Origin of the sequence: Acinetobacter sp. UBA6526 (assembly GCF_002434875.1) — a bacterium.
In the GTDB taxonomy this organism is placed as follows: domain Bacteria; phylum Pseudomonadota; class Gammaproteobacteria; order Pseudomonadales; family Moraxellaceae; genus Acinetobacter; species Acinetobacter venetianus.
Map to the genome: position 1 here is coordinate 1 of NZ_DJLC01000150.1, position 20,954 is coordinate 20,954.

At 41.1% G+C, this 20,954-nt stretch carries 22 protein-coding genes; 16 read left to right on the forward strand and 6 right to left on the reverse strand.

Annotated features, from left to right (window positions below; all coding sequences use genetic code 11):
* Positions 1–48: 48 nt before the first annotated feature.
* Positions 49–1,230 carry an MFS transporter gene (locus B4237_RS10130; RefSeq protein ID WP_278595889.1) on the forward strand — a complete coding sequence of 394 codons (1,182 nt, stop codon included), beginning with the start codon at positions 49–51 and terminating at the stop codon, positions 1,228–1,230.
* Between the two features lie 83 nt (positions 1,231–1,313).
* Here B4237_RS10130 and B4237_RS10135 read toward each other — a convergent pair whose 3' ends face one another.
* Positions 1,314–2,126, reverse strand: coding sequence for an IclR family transcriptional regulator (locus B4237_RS10135; protein WP_007483766.1), 813 nt, complete (start codon positions 2,124–2,126; stop codon positions 1,314–1,316).
* Positions 2,127–2,401: 275 nt separating this feature from the next.
* On the opposite strand from B4237_RS10135, the gene B4237_RS10140 reads away from it, so the two are divergent.
* From B4237_RS10140 to B4237_RS10205, 14 genes are all read left to right on the forward strand, one after another.
* Positions 2,402–2,707 carry a non-heme iron oxygenase ferredoxin subunit gene (locus B4237_RS10140; RefSeq protein WP_004880559.1) on the forward strand — a complete coding sequence of 102 codons (306 nt, stop codon included), beginning with the start codon at positions 2,402–2,404 and terminating at the stop codon, positions 2,705–2,707.
* A gap of 25 nt (positions 2,708–2,732) precedes the next feature.
* On the forward strand, positions 2,733–3,032 hold the full coding sequence (locus tag B4237_RS10145) for a recombinase-like helix-turn-helix domain-containing protein (protein ID WP_004880556.1): 300 nt from the start codon (positions 2,733–2,735) through the stop codon (positions 3,030–3,032).
* Positions 3,033–3,049: 17 nt separating this feature from the next.
* On the forward strand, positions 3,050–4,117 hold the full coding sequence (locus B4237_RS10150) for an aromatic ring-hydroxylating oxygenase subunit alpha (protein ID WP_007483764.1): 1,068 nt from the start codon (positions 3,050–3,052) through the stop codon (positions 4,115–4,117).
* Entirely contained in the window at positions 4,110–4,874 is a 765-nt protein-coding gene (locus B4237_RS10155; protein WP_278595890.1) for an SDR family oxidoreductase, read from the forward strand. The genes B4237_RS10150 and B4237_RS10155 overlap by 8 nt, the downstream gene beginning before the upstream one ends.
* A 12-nt stretch (positions 4,875–4,886) precedes the next feature.
* Positions 4,887–5,819: a VOC family protein gene (locus tag B4237_RS10160; RefSeq protein ID WP_278595891.1), complete on the forward strand. Its 933-nt coding sequence runs from the start codon at positions 4,887–4,889 to the stop codon at positions 5,817–5,819.
* Positions 5,820–5,845: 26 nt separating this feature from the next.
* Complete coding sequence (locus B4237_RS10165; RefSeq protein WP_278595892.1) at positions 5,846–7,057, forward strand: NAD(P)/FAD-dependent oxidoreductase; 1,212 nt, start codon at positions 5,846–5,848, stop codon at positions 7,055–7,057.
* A gap of 40 nt (positions 7,058–7,097) precedes the next feature.
* Positions 7,098–8,321, forward strand: coding sequence for an MFS transporter (locus B4237_RS10170; protein WP_278595893.1), 1,224 nt, complete (start codon positions 7,098–7,100; stop codon positions 8,319–8,321).
* A gap of 33 nt (positions 8,322–8,354) precedes the next feature.
* Positions 8,355–8,876 carry a cupin domain-containing protein gene (locus B4237_RS10175; RefSeq protein WP_004880546.1) on the forward strand — a complete coding sequence of 174 codons (522 nt, stop codon included), beginning with the start codon at positions 8,355–8,357 and terminating at the stop codon, positions 8,874–8,876.
* A 29-nt stretch (positions 8,877–8,905) separates the two neighbouring features.
* Entirely contained in the window at positions 8,906–9,721 is an 816-nt protein-coding gene (locus tag B4237_RS10180) for an alpha/beta fold hydrolase (RefSeq protein WP_278595894.1), read from the forward strand.
* A 22-nt stretch (positions 9,722–9,743) separates the two neighbouring features.
* Positions 9,744–10,538 (forward strand): SDR family oxidoreductase, encoded by a 795-nt coding sequence (locus B4237_RS10185; RefSeq protein ID WP_004880542.1) that lies wholly within the window; start codon positions 9,744–9,746, stop codon positions 10,536–10,538.
* Between the two features lie 9 nt (positions 10,539–10,547).
* Positions 10,548–11,339, forward strand: coding sequence for an aspartate dehydrogenase (locus tag B4237_RS10190; protein ID WP_004880540.1), 792 nt, complete (start codon positions 10,548–10,550; stop codon positions 11,337–11,339).
* A gap of 11 nt (positions 11,340–11,350) precedes the next feature.
* A complete protein-coding gene (locus B4237_RS10195; RefSeq protein WP_278595895.1) occupies positions 11,351–12,817 on the forward strand; it encodes an aldehyde dehydrogenase in 1,467 nt (488 codons plus the stop codon).
* Between the two features lie 39 nt (positions 12,818–12,856).
* The gene (locus B4237_RS10200; RefSeq protein WP_286942974.1) at positions 12,857–14,497 is read left to right on the forward strand and encodes a thiamine pyrophosphate-binding protein; all 1,641 of its coding nucleotides are present in this window, start codon (positions 12,857–12,859) and stop codon (positions 14,495–14,497) included.
* Between the two features lie 158 nt (positions 14,498–14,655).
* Positions 14,656–15,849, forward strand: coding sequence for a hypothetical protein (locus B4237_RS10205; RefSeq protein ID WP_278595897.1), 1,194 nt, complete (start codon positions 14,656–14,658; stop codon positions 15,847–15,849).
* Positions 15,850–15,897: 48 nt separating this feature from the next.
* Here the strand turns inward: B4237_RS10205 and B4237_RS10210 are convergent, their stop codons facing one another.
* Positions 15,898–16,365 carry a winged helix-turn-helix transcriptional regulator gene (locus B4237_RS10210; RefSeq protein ID WP_007483747.1) on the reverse strand — a complete coding sequence of 156 codons (468 nt, stop codon included), beginning with the start codon at positions 16,363–16,365 and terminating at the stop codon, positions 15,898–15,900.
* Between the two features lie 264 nt (positions 16,366–16,629).
* Here B4237_RS10210 and B4237_RS10215 point away from each other — a divergent pair, with 264 nt between their 5' ends.
* On the forward strand, positions 16,630–17,064 hold the full coding sequence (locus B4237_RS10215) for a PaaI family thioesterase (protein WP_278595898.1): 435 nt from the start codon (positions 16,630–16,632) through the stop codon (positions 17,062–17,064).
* Between the two features lie 59 nt (positions 17,065–17,123).
* On the opposite strand, the gene purB is transcribed toward B4237_RS10215, so the two are convergent.
* The 4 genes from purB to B4237_RS10235 are packed head-to-tail and all read right to left on the reverse strand — an operon-like array spanning position 17,124 to position 20,944.
* Entirely contained in the window at positions 17,124–18,512 is a 1,389-nt protein-coding gene (gene purB, locus B4237_RS10220) for an adenylosuccinate lyase (RefSeq protein ID WP_278595899.1), read from the reverse strand.
* Positions 18,513–18,567: 55 nt separating this feature from the next.
* Positions 18,568–19,299 (reverse strand): high frequency lysogenization protein HflD, encoded by a 732-nt coding sequence (gene hflD, locus B4237_RS10225; protein WP_004880522.1) that lies wholly within the window; start codon positions 19,297–19,299, stop codon positions 18,568–18,570.
* 18 nt (positions 19,300–19,317) lie between these two features.
* Positions 19,318–20,451 carry a tRNA 2-thiouridine(34) synthase MnmA gene (gene mnmA / locus B4237_RS10230; RefSeq protein ID WP_286942979.1) on the reverse strand — a complete coding sequence of 378 codons (1,134 nt, stop codon included), beginning with the start codon at positions 20,449–20,451 and terminating at the stop codon, positions 19,318–19,320.
* A 4-nt stretch (positions 20,452–20,455) separates the two neighbouring features.
* Positions 20,456–20,944 (reverse strand): NUDIX hydrolase, encoded by a 489-nt coding sequence (locus B4237_RS10235; RefSeq protein ID WP_278595901.1) that lies wholly within the window; start codon positions 20,942–20,944, stop codon positions 20,456–20,458.
* Between the last annotated feature and the right edge of the window lie 10 nt (positions 20,945–20,954).

Below are 20,954 nucleotides of genomic sequence, written 5' to 3' on the forward strand. Positions count from 1 at the left end.
GTTAAGAAAATCAGGATTATTGAATGTACGGATTGAGGCAACTCAGTAATGCAAGCAGGTGAAAGCCATTCAAGTAGCTATGGTTTCGTCGTAGCAAGTATTTCATTTGTAATGATCTTTGTCACAGCGGGTTCTCCAATTCCATTGTTTAATATTTATCAGTCTGAATATGGCATCAGCAATGCTGATCTCGGTCTCGTATCCGTTGCTTATTTTATCGCAGCAGCGGTTGCACTATTGGTCTTAGGCCGTATTTCAGATTTTATTGGACGAAAAAAGGTTGCGATTATTGCTTTAATGGCTGCAATGCTGTCATGTGGATTATTGTTCCTTATACATGGATTTTGGTCATTATTCGCTGCAAGGCTGTTACAAGGTTTGGCATGTGGATTAAGTGCTGGAGCCTTAACAGCATTTATTGTTGATACGTCATCAGAAAAGTTACGTTGGCTTGCTGCTGTGATTACGAGTAGTGCGCCGATGATTGGTATTCCAATTGGGGCAATTAGCTGTGGTTTTCTCATTCTAACGGGTAAGCAGAATTGGTTTTTAATCTATGCTTTGGTTGGAATTATTCTTGCTGCTTTAATCCTATTGATCTCATTGAGTCGTGAAACAGTTTTATCCCGAAAAGGTGTGATTTATTCCCTCGTACCGCGCTTATATCTACCCAAAGCGGCAAACCAATATGTTTTGATTGCAAGTATGGTCTTTTTGGCAACGTGGTCTTTAGGTGGTTTTTATCAAGCTTATGGCCCAGCGTTGGCACATCATTATTTGGGTACAGACAATCCGATCTTGGCTGCTTTGGTATTCGCAGCAATCATGATCCTGACTCCGTTGGGTAGTCCTTTAAGTCGTTTTCTCGTGGCTGAAAATGCGGTCAAAACAGGAATGTTTATTTATATCCTGTCTTTAATAACCATTTTAATAAGTCTAAAGTTCGGCTTTATGGTTGCATTTATCATAGCAAGTTTATGCGTTGGGCTAGCGCAAGGGCTTGCAGTGACAGGTGCGATGGGCGTTTTAATTCAAATAACAGACCAGCAAAATCGAGCTGGTTTGCTTTCGACTATTTATCTGATTGCGTACTGTAGTGCAGCTATCCCAGCCTTAATCTCTAGTCACTTTGCTTATAGTATGGAATTACTTCAGATCGGTTATGGATATGGCGTATTGGGAGGAGTGGCTGCTTTGATCGCTATTGTGGCAAGTCGTAAAAAGGATTAAATAGCAATTACTACAAGTTATAAAAAAGCATTAGGTAAAATTTATCGACCTAATGCTTTATTTTTTATGTACTTATTGGGTGGTTAATAAATGAACTTAGAAATTTTTTCCGCCGTTTGAATCACGGTTTCAGCGATTTCATTTTTAAAATAATGCTCATCATACGTGCCTAGAGGACAGCTTACAGATAAAACAGCGGCCATTTTTCCTGTGGATTGTTTAAAAATAGGTGCTGCACATGCGGCCATATCGTGATTGTAATGTCCCCAACTGACCATTGAACGTTGTGTTTTTACAAAGCTTAGGCGTTGAAGTAGCTCTTTCAGGTTCTTCGGGGTCAGTTCAGAAAAGGTTTCCCATTGATTAAAACCTTTATAGCGATCACGAATTTCAGTGTCATTTAGATCAGCAAGCATCATTTGTCCTATCACAGTGGCATGAGCAGGCCAGCGTGTGCCTAAACCGATGTTGCTGGTAAATGTTCCATTGGACTGAACATTATTAATAAAGACAATATGAGTGCCTTCTAAGATCGAAAGATGCACTGCAAGTTGTGTCTGATCACGTAGGTCTTTCATCAACGGCGTCGCTAAATCTAGCAGAGATTGCTTCGCTAAACTGTTAAATCCTAGTTCCATGACCTTTGAATCAAGCGCATAAGTTTTTTGCGAAGCTTTTCTTAAAAAACCACAAGATTCTAAGGTGTAAATGAGACGAAACGCACTAGAACGGTTCACATCTAATATTTCAGCTATTTCTGAAATCGTCATTTCTTTGGCTTCTTTATTGAAAGCTTGCAGAATTGCTAATCCACGTACAAGCCCTGGAACAAGATAGCGGTCATCGTTTTTTGTTTCTTCATTTTCTTGCAAATCTTCATCGATGATCATGTTCATTTGGTTGAAATTCCTACATCTAAAAGTGATGAAATTAAATGGTGCATACTGCTTTATTTTGGATCTATTTAATAGATCAAAATACACAATTAAAGATTTATATGCAAAACACATTTTTCTATTAGAAACGTAACAAAATATAATTTTTTAAATAAGCATATGAATTTTATAGTGTTAATAATATTGACATAAAAACTGGATTAATATTATTCTTTTCATATGTTTTGGAAATAAACAAAAGTTTTGCATATAAAACATATTCGAGGACTATAGGAATGAGTTGGATCTCAGTTTGTCAGCAAGACGAAGTAACCGAAGACGAGCCAAAAGCCATTGAAGTTGACGGTAAAAAAATTGGCGTTTTTTTCATCGAAGAAAACTACTTTGCCATTGAAAATGTATGCCCACATGCCTTCGCCTTATTAACAGAAGGCTTCATTGAAGATCAAACCGTTGAATGCCCATTACATGAAGCGATTTTCGATATTCAAACGGGTGAGCTAAAGAGTGGACCAGGATGCCGTGATTTATGCACATATCCTGTACGAGTTGAAGGAACAGATATCCAAATTCAACTATAGGTCTTAACTAGAAGGAAGGAATCGCGTGAAAACATTTAATGAGAAGCTAGCCAACTGGATTCATGCAGTGCCAGCAACGGAAGCAGGGATTAATAATATCCAAGTTCCGGGCCAGCCAGAATTATTGATTTGGCAAACTCGCTATAAAGAACCAACAGTTTACGAGCAAGACTTTGTTCAGCATTTGATTAAAGCCTTTGCAGCAGGTGTCACCGAGCTTGCAGACTTAGTTCAGACTTTAAATCAACAAGGTTTCCGTTGTGAGTCTGGTGAGCTTTGGACTTCTGAAAGCTTTTCAGAAGAAATGCAACGTTTGGGTTATTGATTCAAGGAAGAATGATTATGAACGCAGCAGTATCAGCTACACCAAGTGTTGAAGAATATTTAGATTTGGGTCTACGTGATCAATGGCATCCAGTTCTTGCGAGCTGGGAAGTTGCAGCAAATCCAGTCGGTATCACTCGTTTGGGTGAGAATATTGTGGTTTGGCGTGATGACCAAGGTCAAGTCCATGCTTTAGAAGATCGTTGTCCGCATCGTGGAGCACGTCTTTCTTTGGGGTGGAATCTTGGAAATCGCGTAGCTTGTTGGTATCACGGTGTTGAAGTTCGCCATGATGGTGTAGTCGAAGATGTACCAGCTGTACATGAATGTCCAATGAAAGGCACTCAATGTATTAAGAGCTATCCAGTGACCGAAGCACATGGTGCGATTTTCCTTTGGTTCGGTATTGATCCTAATGAAGCACCTAAAGCCCTCGATTTTCCTGAACAACTCGCGAGTGAAGATTGGAGTGCATTCCTTTGCCAAGCCGATTGGAAAGTGAATCATCAATATGCAATTGATAATGTCATGGACCCTATGCACGGTAGCTATTTGCACTGTACCTCTCACTCAATGGCTGAAGGTGATCGCACCGCAGAAATGAAACATCGTTCAACTGAACATGGTTTTGTTTTTGAGAAAGAAGGTCAAATTGGTGTGAACTTTGACTGGGTTGAATACGCCAATACAGGTGCAAGCTGGTTACGCCTTTCTATTCCTTATCGTAAAGATTTTGGGCCGGGCGGCGAGTTCTGGATTGTTGGATATGCAACACCAATTGATGCAGACAATACACGCGTATTCTTCTGGCGTTGCCGTAAAGTGAGTGGTTGGCAACGTAATGTCTGGCGCTTTCTTTACCGTAATCACTTAGAAAAATTGCATTGGGATGTATTAGAGCAAGATCGAATTATCTTGGAAAATCTTGCACCAAATGCACGTCAACAAGAATTTCTCTACCAACATGATGTGGGCTTATCACGCTTACGTCGTTTAATGAAAAAAGAAGCAGAAAAGCAATTAAAGAAAATTGCAGCTTTGAATACTTCAAATCGTATTGAAATGCAGGAAGAAGCGCATGGCTAATGTTGCATTGTTACAAGGCAAAAAAGTCCTTGTCACAGGCGCGGCAAGAGGCTTGGGACGAGACTTTGCGCAAGCAATTGCAGAAGCAGGTGCTCAGGTCGTCATGGCGGATATTTTGGATGATCTTGTTCAAAAAGAAGCGGCTGAATTGCAGCAACAAGGTTTAAAGGTCGAGGCTGTAAAAATTGATTTGGCTGATGCTGTCTCAATTCAGCAGGCTGTCGAGCAGGCTGCTGAATCCCTAGGCGGAATAGATGGTTTAGTGAATTGCGCTGCGCTTGCAACCAATGTCGGCGGTAAAAGTTTGATGGATTACGATGCTGATCTCTGGGATCGGGTTATGAACATCAATGTGAAAGGGACATGGTTGGTCACTAAAGCATGTGTGCCATATCTGAAACAGGCTGATGCTGGGAAAGTCATTAATGTTGCTTCTGACACAGCTTTGTGGGGTGCACCGAATCTAATGGCTTATGTGGCGAGTAAAGGTGCTTTGGTTGCGATGACACGTTCGATGGCGAGAGAGCTTGGGCAATTCAATATTTGTATCAATACACTTTCACCAGGTTTAACACTTGTAGAAGCAACTGAATATGTCCCGCAAGAACGTCATGATTTATATGTGAATGGTCGAGCGATTCAGCGTCAGCAACTACCACAGGATTTAAACGGCACAGCACTGTATTTACTGTCGGATTTGTCTTCATTCGTGACAGGTCAAAATATTCCAGTAAATGGCGGTTTTGTCTTTAATTAAGGAGTTTGTCTCATGATTACAGGGATTGAGATTTTAAAATTTGGTGTTGAGGACAGAGCTGCTTCGAATAAATTTTTGGCAGATTTTGGTCTAAAAAATACGACATCTGACATTGAAGGTACTGATCTTTATCAAACACAAAATGGCAGTAAGATTTATCTATTTGACTGTGATGATGCTCGTTTACCACTAGCGATTGAATCAGGTTCAACCTTACGCGAAGTGACTTGGGGGTTGGACAATCCAGTTCAAGATTTAGCAGATTTAGCTGATCATTTAAAAGACGTTGATGGTTATCAGTCTACAGCAGATATGGTGCAATGCATTGATCCAAATGGTATGACCATTCGATTTCAAAAAAGTTTTGTGCATGAACTACCGCAATTAAAAACCGAAGGCATTAACCAGTACGGCAGCATTAATCGTATTAATGCAGCAAGTCCTGTCTATGAAAAAGGTCAGCCAGTTGCAATTGGTCATGTGGTGTTTTTTACCCCAGATTTAGAAAAAACTGAACAGTTCTATATTGAGAAATTAGGTTTCTTCTTATCTGATGCTTATCGTAATCGTGGTGCTTTCTTACGTTGTCGTGGCAAGGGTTATCACCATGATTTGTTCTTATTATCGATTCCAAACAAACCTGCTGGTTTAAATCATGTTGCCTTTGTGGTTCGTGACATTCATGAAGTGATTGGCGGTGGTTTGAATATGAATCGTTCTGAATGGTCAACGTTTATCGGACCGGGGCGTCATCCTATTTCTTCAGCATACTTTTGGTATGTAAATTCACCGTTGGGTGGTGCTTTTGAATACTACACCAATGATGATTATTTGACTGAAGAATGGCAGCCGCGTGTAGAGGAACACCGTTTAGAGTTATTTACTGAATGGGCAATTGAAGGCGGTTTGGATGACCATACACGTCGTCAAGTGAAACCTGCATAAAGCGTGACGAAGCAGGGAGAAATGCTATGGAAAGAATCGTAATCGTAGGGGCTGGACAGGCCGCTGGTTGGGCAGTCAGTACCTTACGTCAAAATGGATTTTTGGGCGAAATTCATGTGGTTTCTAATGAAGATCGTGTGTTTTACGAGCGTCCACCGCTTTCTAAACAAGTGCTGTCTAAAGAAGCGAGTTATGAAAGTTTACATCTGTTTTCTCCAGAGCAGGTGCAGGAGTTCGATATTCAATGGCATAAGCCTGCTTTAGCAACTCAAGTGGATCGTCAACACAAACAAGTCGTCTTGAATGATGGTCAAGTTTTGCCTTATGACAAGCTATTGATTGCAACAGGAAGTCGCGCTCGTGTACCCGTAAATACGTGGCAGTTCATTCCTAATGTGGTCACGCTACGCAATGTACAAGATTGCGAACGTCTTGCTGAAATTTTGCAGCATGCTCAGAAATTGGCGGTAGTCGGTGGTGGTTGGATTGGTTTGGAAATTGCTGCAACTGCACGCAAGCAAGGTAAAGAAGTTCATATCTTTGAATATGGTGATCGACTTTGTGCGCGTAGCGTGAGTCCTGATGTGTCAGCATTTTTAAAAGATATGCATGAGCAACAAGGCACACAGATTCATTTAAATAGTAAAAACCTACATTTGATTGAAGCAGGTCAGCAAAAAGTTGAAGTTGTAAATCATCCAAATGCAAGTGAGCTATTTGATTGTGTGGTGGTGGGTGCTGGAGCTGATATTGCTAAAGAGCTTGGTGTAAATGCAGGCTTAGAAGTGAAAGACGGTATCGTCGTAAATTGTTTTGGACAGACTTCTGATCAAGATATTTATGCTGCTGGTGATGTCGCGATTCATCCGAGTTTAGGTTATTGCATTCAGTCATGGGCAAATGCACAAAACCAAGCGATTGCAGCAGCAAAATCGATGCTGGGCATGGAAACTGAATACGCTGACATTCCTTGGCTTTGGTCAGATCAATATCACTTCAATATTCAGATATTAGGAACTTACCAACCTGAAAGAACAGAACAGATTGTGGTGCGCAAAAGTGCGGCAGATCAATGTAGTTATCTCTATCTTGATGATCAAAGTCGTTTGATCAACATGATTGCAATCAATGATTCGAAACTGGTCAAACTGGCAAAACGTTGGATGCAATCCAACACCATTTTAGACCCAAAACTATTAGCAGACCCTGAATTTAATGTCATGAAATTAAAACCGTAAACATTGATTCCGGTTCATTACGCAATCGAAGGAATGAAGTATGAGTAATGAAGAGAAAAGAGGATTTAAGCATTGGGTTCCTGCTTTTGTCCTGATGGTGTGTGTTGTTCTCGCGTTTTTCGACAAGATTAGTATTGCTGTGTTATTTGCTGATCCGCATTTCCAAGGCGCGATGGGGATTGCTGAAGATAAAGCAAAACTTGGATGGTTAATGACGAGCTTCTTATTGGCTTACGGTTTTTCATCTGTCTTTCTGAGTTTTTTGGGCGATATTTTCAATCCAAAGAAAATGTTGTTTTGGAGCGTGGCATCGTGGGGTGTACTCATGTTCTGCATGGGGTTTACCACACACTACGAAGGCATGTTAGTGCTTCGAGTTCTGCTCGGTTTAGCTGAAGGTCCATTATTTGCCTTGGCATATACCATCGTGAAGCAAACCTATACTGATCGTCAGCAAGCACGAGCTTCCACCATGTTCTTGTTAGGAACGCCAATCGGTGCATTCTTGGGTTTCCCAATTACTGCGGCAGTTTTAGCAAAACATGATTGGCATACCACATTCTTTGTGATGGCTGGTTTAACGGTAATTGCATTAATTGCCATCGTATTTGGTCTACGCAATTTACAGCTCAAGAAAACCATTGAACTTGATTCGACCAGTAAACGTATCAACTTCAAAGGCCATATTCAAAACACCAAAATTTTATTGCAAAACAGTTCTTTTTGGTTGGTGTGTATTTTCAATATTGCACTGATGACTTACCTCTGGGGATTAAACAGTTGGGTTCCTTCTTATTTAATCCAAGACAAAGGCTTCAACCTTAAAGAGTTCGGTATTTATTCAAGTTTCCCATTCATCGCCATGTTGATTGGTGAAGTGATCGGTGCATTCCTTTCAGACAAGTTAGGTCGCCGAGCAGTGCAAGTTTTCGGTGGTTTATTGGTTGCGGGCATCTTTATGTACGTGATGGTGTTAATGACTGAACCACATTTAGTGATCGCAGCAATGTCTTTAAGCGCAATGGCTTGGGGCTTCGGTGTCGCAGCAGTATTTGCCTTACTTGCCCGTGTGACAACAGCTGATGTCGGTGCAACAGCAGGAGGAATTTTCAATGGATTGGGTAATTTTGCCAGTGCGATTGCGCCAGTTCTAATCGGCTACATCGTGATGCAAACCAACAGTTTTAATTTAGGAATTACCGTCTTAGCAGCAGTCGCCGTTATTGGGTCGTTCTTCTTGGTTCCTTTATTGAAACGTTATTAATCAAACTATTCATCAAAAACCTAGGAGTTAAAAATGTCTACTCAACAATTTGAATCATGGACACAGCCAGAAGGCACGAATTTAGAAGATTGGTTAAATACACGTATAGCACGTTTTGAGACACGTAAATATGACTTTGATGCGCTGAAGTTCCAAGCTGACTATGACCCTAAATATCGCCGTGCACAAATGCGTTATATGGGTACTGGTGCAACGGGTGTGGTGAATGATGGCAACACCGTTCCAGCTGAAAACTTCACTTTTTCAACCATGGTTTTGCCTGCGCAATGTGAAGGACCACTGCACATTCATCACGATGTGGAAGAAGTGTTTTTCATGTTACGTGGTGAGATTGATCTGTTCATTGAGCATAACGGTGAAAAATTCCAGACCAAATTGAAAGAGCGTGATCTGATTTCAATTCCACCAGGTATTTACCGTGGTTTGTTTAATCCTGGTCAAGAAGATGCCTTGATGTGTGTGATGTTAGGGGCTGGAAAACCAACCATTCCGAACTATCCACCTGAGCATCCATTGTCTCAAATTAAACGTTAATCAACGCGATTAACTGTAAAAGGAATGAAATGATGACTTTGATTGACACATTAGCCAAATACCCAGTGCAAACCATTGAGATCAATGGTCAGCTGCAAGCCTATCGTGAAGCAGGGCAAGGCCAAACACTGATTCTGTTGCATGGTATCAGCTCAGGTTCTGCATCTTGGGTCAATCAGCTCGATGTGCTCAGTCATCATTTTCATGTCATTGCTTGGGATGCGCCGGGTTATGGCTTATCTGAGAACTTAGATACTGAGCAGCCAAATGCAACTGATTATGCTCAGCGTGTGCTGGCGATCATGGATGCATTAGCAATTTCTAAAGCCATTATCGTCGGTCATTCATTAGGCGCATTACAGGCAAGTGCCTTTGCCCATCTTTATCCTGAACGAGTTGAAACTTTAATCATTGCTAACGCTGCACAAGGCTATCAACGATCAGATGAAGCAACCAAAGCACAAGTTTATCAAAAACGCCCAAATATGTTGAAAAGCTTGGGGAATGCTGGGATGGCGGCAAGTCGTGGACCACATTTAATTTATAAACAAGACCCACAAGCACTGGCATTGGTCAGTGAGGTGATGGGACAACTCACTTTAGACGGTTTTACGCGAGCATCGTATTTGTTGGCGTATGACGAGATTAGAAATTATTTAACAGATATCAAAGTTCCATGTGTGGTGATTGCGGGTGACAAGGATGAAATAACACCTGCTCAAGCCATCATGGAACTGGCGATGGAAATGCAATTGAGCCGATGTCATCTCATTACAGATGCAGGTCATCTGAGTTATGTCGATCAACCTGATCAGTTTAACGACATTGTTTTATCGGCAAATTAAGATTTAAACGAGAGATATGGATATGAGCTTCCAAGTTGAAGGAAAAGTAGCAGTTGTAACAGGTGGCTCGTCAGGCATTGGTTTGGCTGCTGTAGAAATTTTAGTTGCAGAAGGTGCAAAGGTGGCATGGTGTGGTCGAGATGAAGCACGGTTAGCATCATCAAAGCTTTATATTTTAGAAAAATATCCACATGCCAATATTTACACCAGCATCTGCAACGTTTTGGACAAAGAAGATGTAAAACGATTTGCGCATGATGTGAAGCAAAATTTGGGCAATGTCGACATGTTGATTAATAACGCAGGTCAAGGTCGTGTGTCGAATTTTGAAAATACTCAAGACGAAGATTGGATGAAAGAAATCGAACTTAAATATTTCAGTGTATTGCATCCAGTTCGCGCATTTTTAAATGATTTAAAAGATTCAGCATGTGGCTCAATCACCAATGTGAACTCATTGTTGGCATTGCAACCTGAGCCTCACATGATCGCAACGTCATCTGCACGTGCGGCGTTATTAAATTTAACGCATTCACTGGCACATGAATTTACTCAATATGGCATCCGTGTGAACTCAATTCTACTTGGTATGGTCGAGTCGGCACAGTGGAAACGCCGTTTTGAAACACGTTCAGACCCAAATCTTTCATGGGAACAATGGACAGGCAATATTGCAAAAAATCGTGGTATTCCGATGCATCGTTTAGGTAAGCCAGAAGAACCAGCTCGTGCTTTGGTCTTTCTCGCATCGCCTTTAGCATCCTATACCACAGGTTCAACCCTAGATGTTTCTGGCGGATTCAATAAGCATTTATAAGGTGTGCACATGAAACAGTTGATGATGATTGGTTTTGGCGCAATGGCAGCAGAAGTGTATGCCCATATGCCGCAAGACTTACAACTTAAATGGATTGTAGTGCCAGCACGGAGTGTTGAAAAAGTTCAGGCACAAGTTGCTCCCGAAGTGCAAGTGATTAGTTCAATTGATGAATGTCAGGGAACACCTGATTACGTGATTGAAGTTGCTGGTCAAGCTGCGGTGAAAGAGCATGCACAAAAGGTATTGGAAAAGGGTTGGACTATTGGATTGATCTCGGTTGGAACTTTGGCTGATAACGAGTTTTTGATTCAGTTAAAAAATACCGCTGAGCAACATGATGCCCATTTACATCTTTTAGCAGGTGCAATTGCGGGTATTGATGGTATTTCAGCTGCCAAAGAAGGTGGCTTGGAAAAGGTGACTTATAAGGGTTGTAAAAGTCCAAACAGTTGGCGTGGAAGCTACGCAGAACAGTTGGTTGATCTTGATCTGGTGAGTGAAGCAACGGTGTTCTTTCGTGGAACAGCAAGAGAGGCAGCACTTAAATTTCCAGCAAATGCCAATGTTGCGGCAACGATTGCTTTAGCTGGTTTGGGAATGGATCAAACCTTGGTCGAGCTAACTGTCGATCCAACGATTAATAAGAACAAACACACCATCGTGGCAGAAGGTTTGTTCGGTGAAATGACGATTGAACTGGTGGGTGTACCTTTGGCAAGTAACCCGAAAACCTCGACATTGGCTGCATTGAGTGTGATTCGGGCATGTCGAAATAGTGTTGAAGCAATTCAGATTTAAAGGATTTGATCATGGTAAAGGAAATTTATATCGCTGGTGAATGGCGATTAGGTCGAGGCGACAAGATTCAAAGTCTGTTTCCAGCAGATCAATCTGTGAATGCTGAGATTTCAACAGCGAGTTTGGATGATGTCAATGAAGCGGTAGAAAAAGCGGATATTGCTTGGCGGCAGTCTTCATGGCGCAACAGTATGCCACACGAGCGCGCACGGATTTTATATAAAGTGGCTGATATTATTGAAGCACGAGTAGACGAGCTTTCTCGACTTCAAACGCGTGACAATGGTAAGCCACTGGCTGAGACGCGTGCCTTAACCTTGAGTGCGGCTGCAACAGCGCGTTATGTCGCAGCAGCGTGTGAAACCTTAAATGATGAGTTAACCACACAACGTGCGCCAGACTTTATGACCATGAGCGTGCATGAACCTGTAGGAGTAGTGGCTGCAATTACTCCGTGGAACTCGCCGATTGCCAGTGAAGTGCAAAAGTTAGCTCCTGCATTGGCTGGCGGTAATGCTGTAGTGCTTAAACCAGCAGAAGTGACGTCTTTGATCGCTTTAGAACTTGCCAAAATTTTTGAAGAAGCAGGTTTACCTAAAGGTTTATTGAGTGTGTTGGTCGGGCGTGGCTCACTCATAGGTGATGCAATCGTAAAGCATCCATTGGTACGCAAAATTTCATTTACGGGTGGAACGAGCACGGGGCGTCATTTAGCACACATCGCAGCAGATAAGCTAATCACTACATCTTTAGAACTTGGTGGGAAATCGCCAACAATCGTGATGCAAGATGCCGATATTGAGCTTGCAGCAAAAGGTGTGGCTTATGGCATTTTTAGTTCAGCAGGACAGGCATGTATTGCTGGGTCTCGTTTATTTGTTCATCACAGCATTTATGATCAATTCTTAAATCGTTTGGTTGAAATAACCAAGGGTTTACGTGTTGGACATCCTGAAACAGCAGGGATGCATTTAGGTTCTTTGATCAATCCTAAACATTTAGCTTCTGTTGATGCTTATGTTCAATTGGCCAAAAAAGAAGGCGGTCAGGTTCTTGTCGGCGGTGAGGCATTGACTGAAGGTGATTTAGCAAAAGGTAGCTTCTATTTACCAACCATTATCACAGGTCTAAATAACTCAGCTCAAACCTGTCAGGAAGAAATTTTTGGCCCTGTGTTGGTGGTCATGAAATATGATGATGAGGCAGATTTAATTGCCCAAGCCAATGATAGTTGTTTCGGCTTGGCCGCGGGGATTTGGACTGAAAACTATCGTAAAGCGTGGCAACTTGCACGGGCTTTAGAAGTCGGAACAGTCTGGATCAATACCTATAAAAAATTCTCTATCTCCGCACCATTTGGCGGTTTCAAAGAAAGTGGAATTGGACGTGAAAAAGGTCGTTTAGGCATCTTGGCGTATATGCAACAGAAAAGCATTTATATGGGATTAAGCGAACAGCCAAATCCTTGGTGCGATTAATAAATTCATGGAAAGAACAAGTTTTTGAGGAATATAGTAATGACAGAACGTGTCAATGTAGGCGAAGCAATCGCTCGTGTTTTAGAGGCGCACCAAGTCGATAGTATTTATGGTGTTATTTCAATTCACAATTTACCAATAGCTGATGCCGTAGGTCGCCGTGAAAAAATTCGCTTTGTCGCTGCGCGTGGCGAAGCTGGTGCGGTGACGATGGCAGATGGTCACTCACGTTTTAAAGGACTCGGTGTAGCCCTCACCAGTACAGGTGCAGGTGCAGGAAATGCGGTGGGTTCATTGATTGAAGCGATGAATGCAGGCAGTCCAGTTTTGCATTTAACAGGTCAAGTTGAACGTGAATATTTGGATCGTGATGCAAGTTTCATTCACGAAACAAAAGATCAGCTGACTTTCTTACGTGCATCGAGCAAAGCTGCTTTTCGTATTACTAGCCCTGACAATGCGGTCGGCGTAATTCGTGAAGCGATTCGTGTCGCGACTACTGTGCCAATGGGGCCAGTTAGTGTTGAGCTACCGATTGATGTTCAAGCCGCTGAAATTGATTTACCGTTGAATTTAGGACCAGTCAAAGCACTTGAATTGCCTCAAGCTGATCAGACCGAAGTTGATTTGATCATTGATGAAATCAAGAAAGCCAAACGTCCAATTTTTTGGATCGGCGGTGGTACGCTCAATAGTGTTGATGAAGTTAAAGCAATTGCTGATCTTGGTATTCCAGTAGTGTCTTCAACCCATGCACGCGGTGTATTGGCAGATGAGCATCCCCGTAGCTTAGGTGCATTTCATAACTCAACAGGCGTTGAGCAACTTTTAAAAGATGCAGATTTATTGGTTGTTGTGGGTTCTCGTTTACGTAGTAATGAAACCAAAACCTATTCAGTGCAGTTCCCTGACAATATTATTCAAATCGATGCCAACCCTGTTGCACAACAACGTAATTACAAAATTCGTAATTTTATTTGTGGTGATGCAAAAGATGTATTGCAACGTATTCTCACAGGCTTAGCGAACGTATCTAAAGTAGATACTGAATATGATGCAGCAGTTGTTGCCGCGAAACAGGCAGCAATCAATGCATTACGTACACAGCTTGATCAATATGCATTGATCTGTGATCACCTCCGTGCAGCTTTGCCACAAGATGGAATTTTTGTTCGTGATATTACGATGTCAGGTAGTACATGGGGTAGTCGCTTATTCCCAGTACAAGCACCGAATCAGAATATTCATTCATTGGCAGGCGCAATTGGTCTTGGTTTAGCGACTGCAATTGGTGCCTCAATTGCCAATCCTGACAAAAAAGTGATCGGTTTAGTCGGTGATGGTGGCTTGATGTTGGGGATCGGAGAGATTGCTACCATGGCTCAAGAGAATACCAATATGGTACTCATGATCATGAATGATGGTGGTTATGGGGTAATGAGAGGTATTCAAAAAAATTACTTCGGTGGTCGTCAGTATTTCAATGAATTGCATACACCAGATTACAAAGTTTTAGGTGAGGCAATGGGCGTGAAAAGCTGGAAAGTTGACAGTGCTGATGAATTCAAAACGGCAATTCAAGAGGCAATTGATTTCCAAGGGCCAACAGTGATTGAACTCGATATGAATTCGATTGGGCCACTTAATTTTGCAGGACCACCGCAGAAGAAATTGTATTAACCAGTTTGGGCATTCGGTCATTGGGCGATGAAGCCGAATGTCCATTAAATTACAGCAGGTAAAAAATTTTTGCCTAAAAAACAATAAAAACTATGTTTTATAGGTAAAACAAAAACCAAACCAATAGGATTGTTGGTAAAAAACCGAAGGAATATGAAATGAAAAAGACAGCTATGGTTGTGATGCTAGGCGCAGTTTATTTAGGTGGGATGTCTAATGTATTTGCACAGAGCTCAGCATTACAGTGGAAAAGTGAAGACGGAACAGATTCTGTTCAGTTAGGTGGGGTAGTTCGACTTAACCAGCGTTATGAAAACTGGGAAGGTGAGAATGGTGGTTTTGGGAAACTCCATTTTGATATTTTTAGGGTTGATCTAAAAGGTAAATTTGATGATGCCTATTTCAATGCCAGTTATCTTTTTCAAGATCAAGAGAAACGATCAATTGAAAAAGCCTATGTTGGATATAACCTAAATGAAAACAATAATATTGAAGTAGGTTTTGTCTACAAACCATTTGCAATTTATCCTTATCCGCAAAATGGATGGACTTACCACATTCCATTTTTCCTCGGTTATGGCAACAATATCGCGCCAGGTATAAATTGGAATTTTCACAATAAAGATTGGGATCTCAAGCTAGGCTATTATCCAGAGATGCTTTCAACCAATTTGCGATATTCACCTGAAAGCGCGACTTATGATGATTTATCTGAGAATGCATTTCCAACCCAAAGTGCTTATCAAAATGAAAAGCGTCACCAACTTAACACACGTATTGTCCGAAAATTGGAAACGGATTTTGGTAAGCAAGAGTTTGGTGTTTCAGGTGCCATTGCTCAACTACATAATAAGACGACCGATAAAAACGGCAAATATTATGCAGTTGGATTGCATACCGATAACAACTACAAACGATTTAATTTACAAAGCTCAGTGATTCATTATCAATACGATGCGAAAAACCCTGATGGGGTAAATGATGATATGACACTGATGGGTGCAAATGGTTTAACACCTGCTTATTTCATTGCATCTGAAGGAACAGTTGCCAGTCTGAACCTTGCTTATACCTTACCTGTGCAAGATATGGGTAAATTAAAAGCGATTCGTTTCTATAATGATTATAGTTACTTAGATAAAAAACGCGATGATTGGTCAGATTCACAAATGAATACAACAGGTATGATGTTTATTGCATCACCATTTATGGTTTGGGCAGATTATACGTGGGGTAAAAACTCCAATATTATTGGCGGAGCTACTAATGCCACTGGGTTTACTTCTACGGTATCGCCGAATAGTGATAAATGGTTATATCGAATTAATTTGAATATTGGTTTTAGTTTTTAATTGAAAATAGGAGATGAAGAGGGCTATGTGCTGCTCTTCATCTCAGATTTATTTCTCAGCAGTTTGGCTGATGTTGTCGTAATAAGGCAATGTATTTTTTGCCGTTAATTCTTTATGACAATGCTCACAACTCATCAATGCTTTTGTTTTATATCCACAATCTTTGTGCATGTATTCTAACACTGGATATTTATTGTCTTCGTTATGCCAGTAATTGCCCCAAGTTGTGACCGCCATGATAATCGGGTATAAAGCCAAGCCTTTTTCAGTTAGCTTATATTCATATCGTTTAGGAGCTTCTTGATACAGCACTTTTTCAAAAATTTTATTATCTACAAGTCTATTTAAACGTTCAGTGAGTAAGTGACGAGTAATACCCAGTTGTTTCTGAAAATCGTCAAAACGGCGTGTTCTTAAAAAAGCATTACGGATAATCAAAAGTGTCCATCGATCACCAAAAATAGATAAGCTTCTAGCAATTGGACAACTCATTTCACCCAATTCATGCCATTTCATGTTTTACCTCTACTGATATCACCTTAGACAAAAGATATTGCTAAGTTTGCGAAGTCTTACGTGTAAATACATCATCACGTTGACAATTTATCTTAGCATAGTTATGGTATGAATAATAAGTTCTAAAAAAGAACTTAAATGTATCTGCTACATTTGTGAGTGTGATCTAAATTGTGCTGAAAGGCTTAGCTCTGACAACGTGACTGCTAAGCATTTGTTGAATGGGGAAATTCTGCCCTAATCTAAGGAATTGAGGAACTATTAATGAATCCATTAGAAATGACTGGTTTGGAAATAATGCAAGCGTTTGCTCAAGGCTTAGTTCCTGAGCCGGGGATCGCAAAAACAATGCCTATGAAGCCACTAGAAGTAGAACATGGACGCATCGTATTTAGCGCAATTGCAGATGAAAGACATACCAATCCGTTAGGTGGCGTGCATGGAGGATTTGCTGCAACGGTTTTGGATTCTGTGACAGGCTGTGCAACCCATACAGTTCTTGCTGCTGGAGAAGGGTATGGCACAACAGATCTGAATGTGAAAATGTGTCGTCCTTTACCGTTTAATACAAAGTTAATTGCAGAAGGAAAAGTGATTAATGCGGGACGTAATTTAGTAATTTCTGAAGGCTATATCCGTGATGAGGACGGAAAGCTTTATGCGCATGCAACGGCAACCAACATGATTATTCGCCGTTAATTTATTTTTAAACATAAAAAAAGCAAAGCCGAAGCTTTGCTTTTTTTATCGAATACTATTTAGATTTTGCTGATCAAATCATTAATTTGTTTTGCTTGTTCAGCAGCATTACCTGTATATGTCGCAGGGGTAAGTTCAGCTAAACGAGCACGTTCCTCAGCAGGAACCTGTAATAATTCATCGCCATTTACGAAGTTCACCATCATGTCGCGTGTCATTGCTTGACCACGAGTGAGTGCTTTTAATTTTTCGTATGGTTTTTCAACGTTATAACGACGCATAACAGTTTGAATTGGTTCAGCAAGAACTTCTTGTGCTTGGTCTAAATCTTCATTTAAACGGTTCGCATTGAGTTCAAGTTTACCGATTCCTTTTAAGCATGCATCAAAAGCAATTAAACTTTGTGCGAAACCAACGCCCATGTTACGAAGAACAGTTGAGTCAGTTAAGTCACGCTGCCAACGAGAAACTGGAAGTTTTTCACCTAAGTGACCTAATACCGCATTGGCAATACCCAAGTTACCTTCTGAGTTTTCAAAGTCGATAGGGTTCACTTTGTGTGGCATGGTTGAAGAACCAACTTCACCATCTTTTAATTTTTGTTTGAAGTAACCAAGTGAGATATAGCCCCAAACATCACGGTTAAAGTCGATCAAGATCGTGTTGTAACGGCGTAATGCATCAAACAATTCAGCCATATAATCATGTGGCTCAATTTGAGTTGTGTATGGGTTGAATGCTAAACCTAAAGATTCAACAAATGCTTGAGCATGTGCAGCCCAATCAATTTCAGGGTAAGCAGAAAGGTGAGCATTGTAGTTACCTACAGCACCATTGATTTTACCAAGTAATTCTACATTTTCGAATTGCTTGATTTGGCGCGCTAAACGATAAGCAACGTTTGCCATCTCTTTACCCAACGTCGTAGGGCTAGCAGTTTGACCATGAGTACGAGACAACATTGGTTGTTCAGCATGAGTTGTTGCTAGAGCAGAAATTGCATTCAAAATTTGCTTCATGCTTGTAACTAAAACTTCACGACCATTTTTAAGCATGAGCGCATGAGACAAGTTGTTGATGTCTTCAGACGTACATGCAAAGTGAATAAATTCACCTGCATTTTTTAATTCATCGATGTTCGCAATTTTTTCTTTTAGGAAATACTCAACAGCTTTTACATCATGGTTTGTTGTACGTTCGATTTCTTTAATGCGGTTCGCATCTTCTGCTGAGAAGTTTGCTAGGATTGCATCTAACGCGGCATTTGTTTCAGCCGAGAAAGCTGGAACTTCGATGATTTCTGCACGATTTGCAAGTGCTTGTAACCAACGCACTTCAACCGTGACACGAGCGTGGATTAAACCAAACTCAGACAAAAAAGGACGTAGCGCATCACATTTGCTTGCATAACGTCCATCAAGTGGTGAGAGTGCGGTTAAAGCATTCATACAGATTCCTTAATTTTGGAATAAACATAAAAAATAAATTCGTTTTAGCATCGGTTTATACCACCTGATACTGCAAACGAGCGAGAGCTTGAATATCTTGTAAAAGCTTACGTTTACTAAAAATCATACTCCATGAGCTGCCACCAAGTTGTCTCCAAAGATGAGCAAGCTGTAGACCTGTAAATAAGCAGGCACGGATTCGGTTAGTATGATTAATATCTTTGAATGCTTCGGCATTACCACGCACTAAAATCCGTGGATTAATTTGCCCAGCTGTTTCAACGTAAGTTTGCGCCAGATTGGCAATAATACTTGGGTGTAAATAGTTGTTATCGAAAAAGGACAACTGCTTTAAAATTTTTTGTTGTGCTGTTTCGATGATTTTGACGTATTCAGGATTGCTATACACTTTCTTTTCAAGCTGTAGCAAAGCCATTGCATAAGACATTGGTAACTTGGCAGTGGAAAGTTTGGGTACTCTTGATTTTGGTGCGCTATTAAATGGTTGAGTAATACAACCTTCTAATGTTTTTAGACCAAGTGAAATATCTGCAAGTTGATTGAAGAAATCGAGCGTCTGTGTGGCATTGTTACTCGCTGGGCGGATATTTAAACTTGCTTTGATCAGCAGTTCACAATAAAAATTACCACTATCACCAATACTTTGCTGACCTGCCATTGCAGTCATATGCGTCAGTTGAGTTGCTTGAAAGACTGCTGCCAATGCCAAAGCACGGTTTTGTCTAACATTCAACGCTTGAGTGTGCTGAAAGGGTAACTCCGCCATGCTTCGCTTCCAATTTCCTTAAATAAAATCTGGTTGAGGTGCATTGGTATGGTGAATAACACCGCCGCCTAAGCAAACCTCTCCTGAATAAAACACCACACTTTGCCCAGGAGTAACGGCACGTTGTGGTTCATCGAATTTCACGCGAATTCCAGTTTCACTATGTTCATCACGGTAAATTGTACACGCTTGATCAGGCTGACGATAACGAGTTTTAGCTGTAAATCGGAAACCTGTACTTGGAATATCCTGTTCGCCTGCAACCCAATCAATCGACTCGCTCCAAAGTTGCGTACTTTGCATCAATGGATGTTCATGACCTTGACCAATCACCAGTCGGTTATTGGCAATATCTTTATGTAATACGAACCATGCACCTTCTTGTACACCTTTCATACCACCAATACCAATACCGCCACGTTGACCGAGCGTATAGTACATTAAGCCATGGTGTTCACCAACTTCTTTACCTGACTCTAAAACAATTTTTCCAGCTTGCGCAGGGAGATATTGTTTAAGAAAATCAGTAAAGCGACGTTCACCAATAAAGCAGATTCCAGTCGAGTCTTTCTTTTTCGCTGTAGCTAAATCAAGTTCTTCTGCAATGCGGCGAACTTCTGGTTTTTCAATTTCACCAACAGGGAATAGAGTCTTGTTAATTTCACGACCATGCACTGCATGTAAGAAATAAGTCTGGTCTTTATTATTATCCACACCACGTAATAATGGTGCGTAGGTTTCACCACGAGAGTTTTGTGTGCTTTCACCGCGACGTGCATAGTGACCTGTTGCAATAAAATCTGCACCCAAAGTCATAGCATGGTCGAGGAACGCACGGAACTTAATCTCTTTATTACAGAGAATATCTGGGTTTGGTGTACGACCTGCTGCGTATTCAGCCAAGAAGTGTTCAAAGACACGATCCCAGTATTCCATTGCAAAATTTGCTGTATGCAGTTTGATCCCGATTTTATCTGCTACTGCTTGCGCATCCGCCAAGTCTTCGAGTGCTGTGCAGTATTCCGTACCATCATCTTCTTCCCAGTTTTTCATGAAAAGACCTTCAACTTGATATCCTTGTTGAAGTAAAAGCGCGGCAGAAACAGAGGAGTCTACACCACCAGACATACCGACGATGACACGTTGTTGCATCTAATTAAGCATCCAAATGAGAAGTGAGTGAGGGAGATAAAGGGTGCTCATAAATAAGCGATAAAGGATATTTTTTGCCAGCTTGGGCATCTTCAACAGCTTTTAAAACCAATGGGCTGCGTGCACGAGCAGATTCTTGCAGTTCATCCAAATTCATCCAAACCGCACCGATAATGCCTGTATCCAGTTGCGCATTTTCCTCAACCGAGGTGACATGTGCCAAGAAGCAAAAACGATAATATGTTTGATCAGGAAACATGGGAGGGGTATAGGTATAGATACCAAGCAAATGATCTATTTCTACGTGATGACCTGTTTCTTCTAAGGTCTCACGGATCGCTGCTTCAATAATCGTTTCACCGCATTCGACATGACCAGCAGGTTGATTAAACACGGTATGTACAAAGCCTTCGCTGTGTTCTTCAACAAACAGAAAAAGTCCGTCTTTTTCAACTACAGTGGCGACTGTGACATGAGGTGTCCAAGCGGTCATAGAAAGCACC

Excerpts from the sequence above, each read along its gene's own strand:
- B4237_RS10130 (WP_278595889.1), top strand. The coding sequence starts at position 49 with ATGCAAGCAGGTGAAAGCCATTCAAGTAGCTATGGTTTCGTCGTAGCA.
- B4237_RS10135 (WP_007483766.1), bottom strand. The coding sequence starts at position 2,126 with ATGAACATGATCATCGATGAAGATTTGCAAGAAAATGAAGAAACAAAA.
- B4237_RS10140 (WP_004880559.1), top strand. The coding sequence starts at position 2,402 with ATGAGTTGGATCTCAGTTTGTCAGCAAGACGAAGTAACCGAAGACGAG.
- B4237_RS10150 (WP_007483764.1), top strand. The coding sequence starts at position 3,050 with ATGAACGCAGCAGTATCAGCTACACCAAGTGTTGAAGAATATTTAGAT.
- B4237_RS10155 (WP_278595890.1), top strand. The coding sequence starts at position 4,110 with ATGGCTAATGTTGCATTGTTACAAGGCAAAAAAGTCCTTGTCACAGGC.
- B4237_RS10160 (WP_278595891.1), top strand. The coding sequence starts at position 4,887 with ATGATTACAGGGATTGAGATTTTAAAATTTGGTGTTGAGGACAGAGCT.
- B4237_RS10165 (WP_278595892.1), top strand. The coding sequence starts at position 5,846 with ATGGAAAGAATCGTAATCGTAGGGGCTGGACAGGCCGCTGGTTGGGCA.
- B4237_RS10170 (WP_278595893.1), top strand. The coding sequence starts at position 7,098 with ATGAGTAATGAAGAGAAAAGAGGATTTAAGCATTGGGTTCCTGCTTTT.
- B4237_RS10175 (WP_004880546.1), top strand. The coding sequence starts at position 8,355 with ATGTCTACTCAACAATTTGAATCATGGACACAGCCAGAAGGCACGAAT.
- B4237_RS10180 (WP_278595894.1), top strand. The coding sequence starts at position 8,906 with ATGATGACTTTGATTGACACATTAGCCAAATACCCAGTGCAAACCATT.
- B4237_RS10185 (WP_004880542.1), top strand. The coding sequence starts at position 9,744 with ATGAGCTTCCAAGTTGAAGGAAAAGTAGCAGTTGTAACAGGTGGCTCG.
- B4237_RS10190 (WP_004880540.1), top strand. The coding sequence starts at position 10,548 with ATGAAACAGTTGATGATGATTGGTTTTGGCGCAATGGCAGCAGAAGTG.
- B4237_RS10195 (WP_278595895.1), top strand. The coding sequence starts at position 11,351 with ATGGTAAAGGAAATTTATATCGCTGGTGAATGGCGATTAGGTCGAGGC.
- B4237_RS10200 (WP_286942974.1), top strand. The coding sequence starts at position 12,857 with ATGACAGAACGTGTCAATGTAGGCGAAGCAATCGCTCGTGTTTTAGAG.
- B4237_RS10205 (WP_278595897.1), top strand. The coding sequence starts at position 14,656 with ATGAAAAAGACAGCTATGGTTGTGATGCTAGGCGCAGTTTATTTAGGT.
- B4237_RS10210 (WP_007483747.1), bottom strand. The coding sequence starts at position 16,365 with ATGAAATGGCATGAATTGGGTGAAATGAGTTGTCCAATTGCTAGAAGC.
- B4237_RS10215 (WP_278595898.1), top strand. The coding sequence starts at position 16,630 with ATGAATCCATTAGAAATGACTGGTTTGGAAATAATGCAAGCGTTTGCT.
- purB (WP_278595899.1), bottom strand. The coding sequence starts at position 18,512 with ATGAATGCTTTAACCGCACTCTCACCACTTGATGGACGTTATGCAAGC.
- hflD (WP_004880522.1), bottom strand. The coding sequence starts at position 19,299 with ATGGCGGAGTTACCCTTTCAGCACACTCAAGCGTTGAATGTTAGACAA.
- mnmA (WP_286942979.1), bottom strand. The coding sequence starts at position 20,451 with ATGCAACAACGTGTCATCGTCGGTATGTCTGGTGGTGTAGACTCCTCT.
- B4237_RS10235 (WP_278595901.1), bottom strand. The coding sequence starts at position 20,944 with ATGACCGCTTGGACACCTCATGTCACAGTCGCCACTGTAGTTGAAAAA.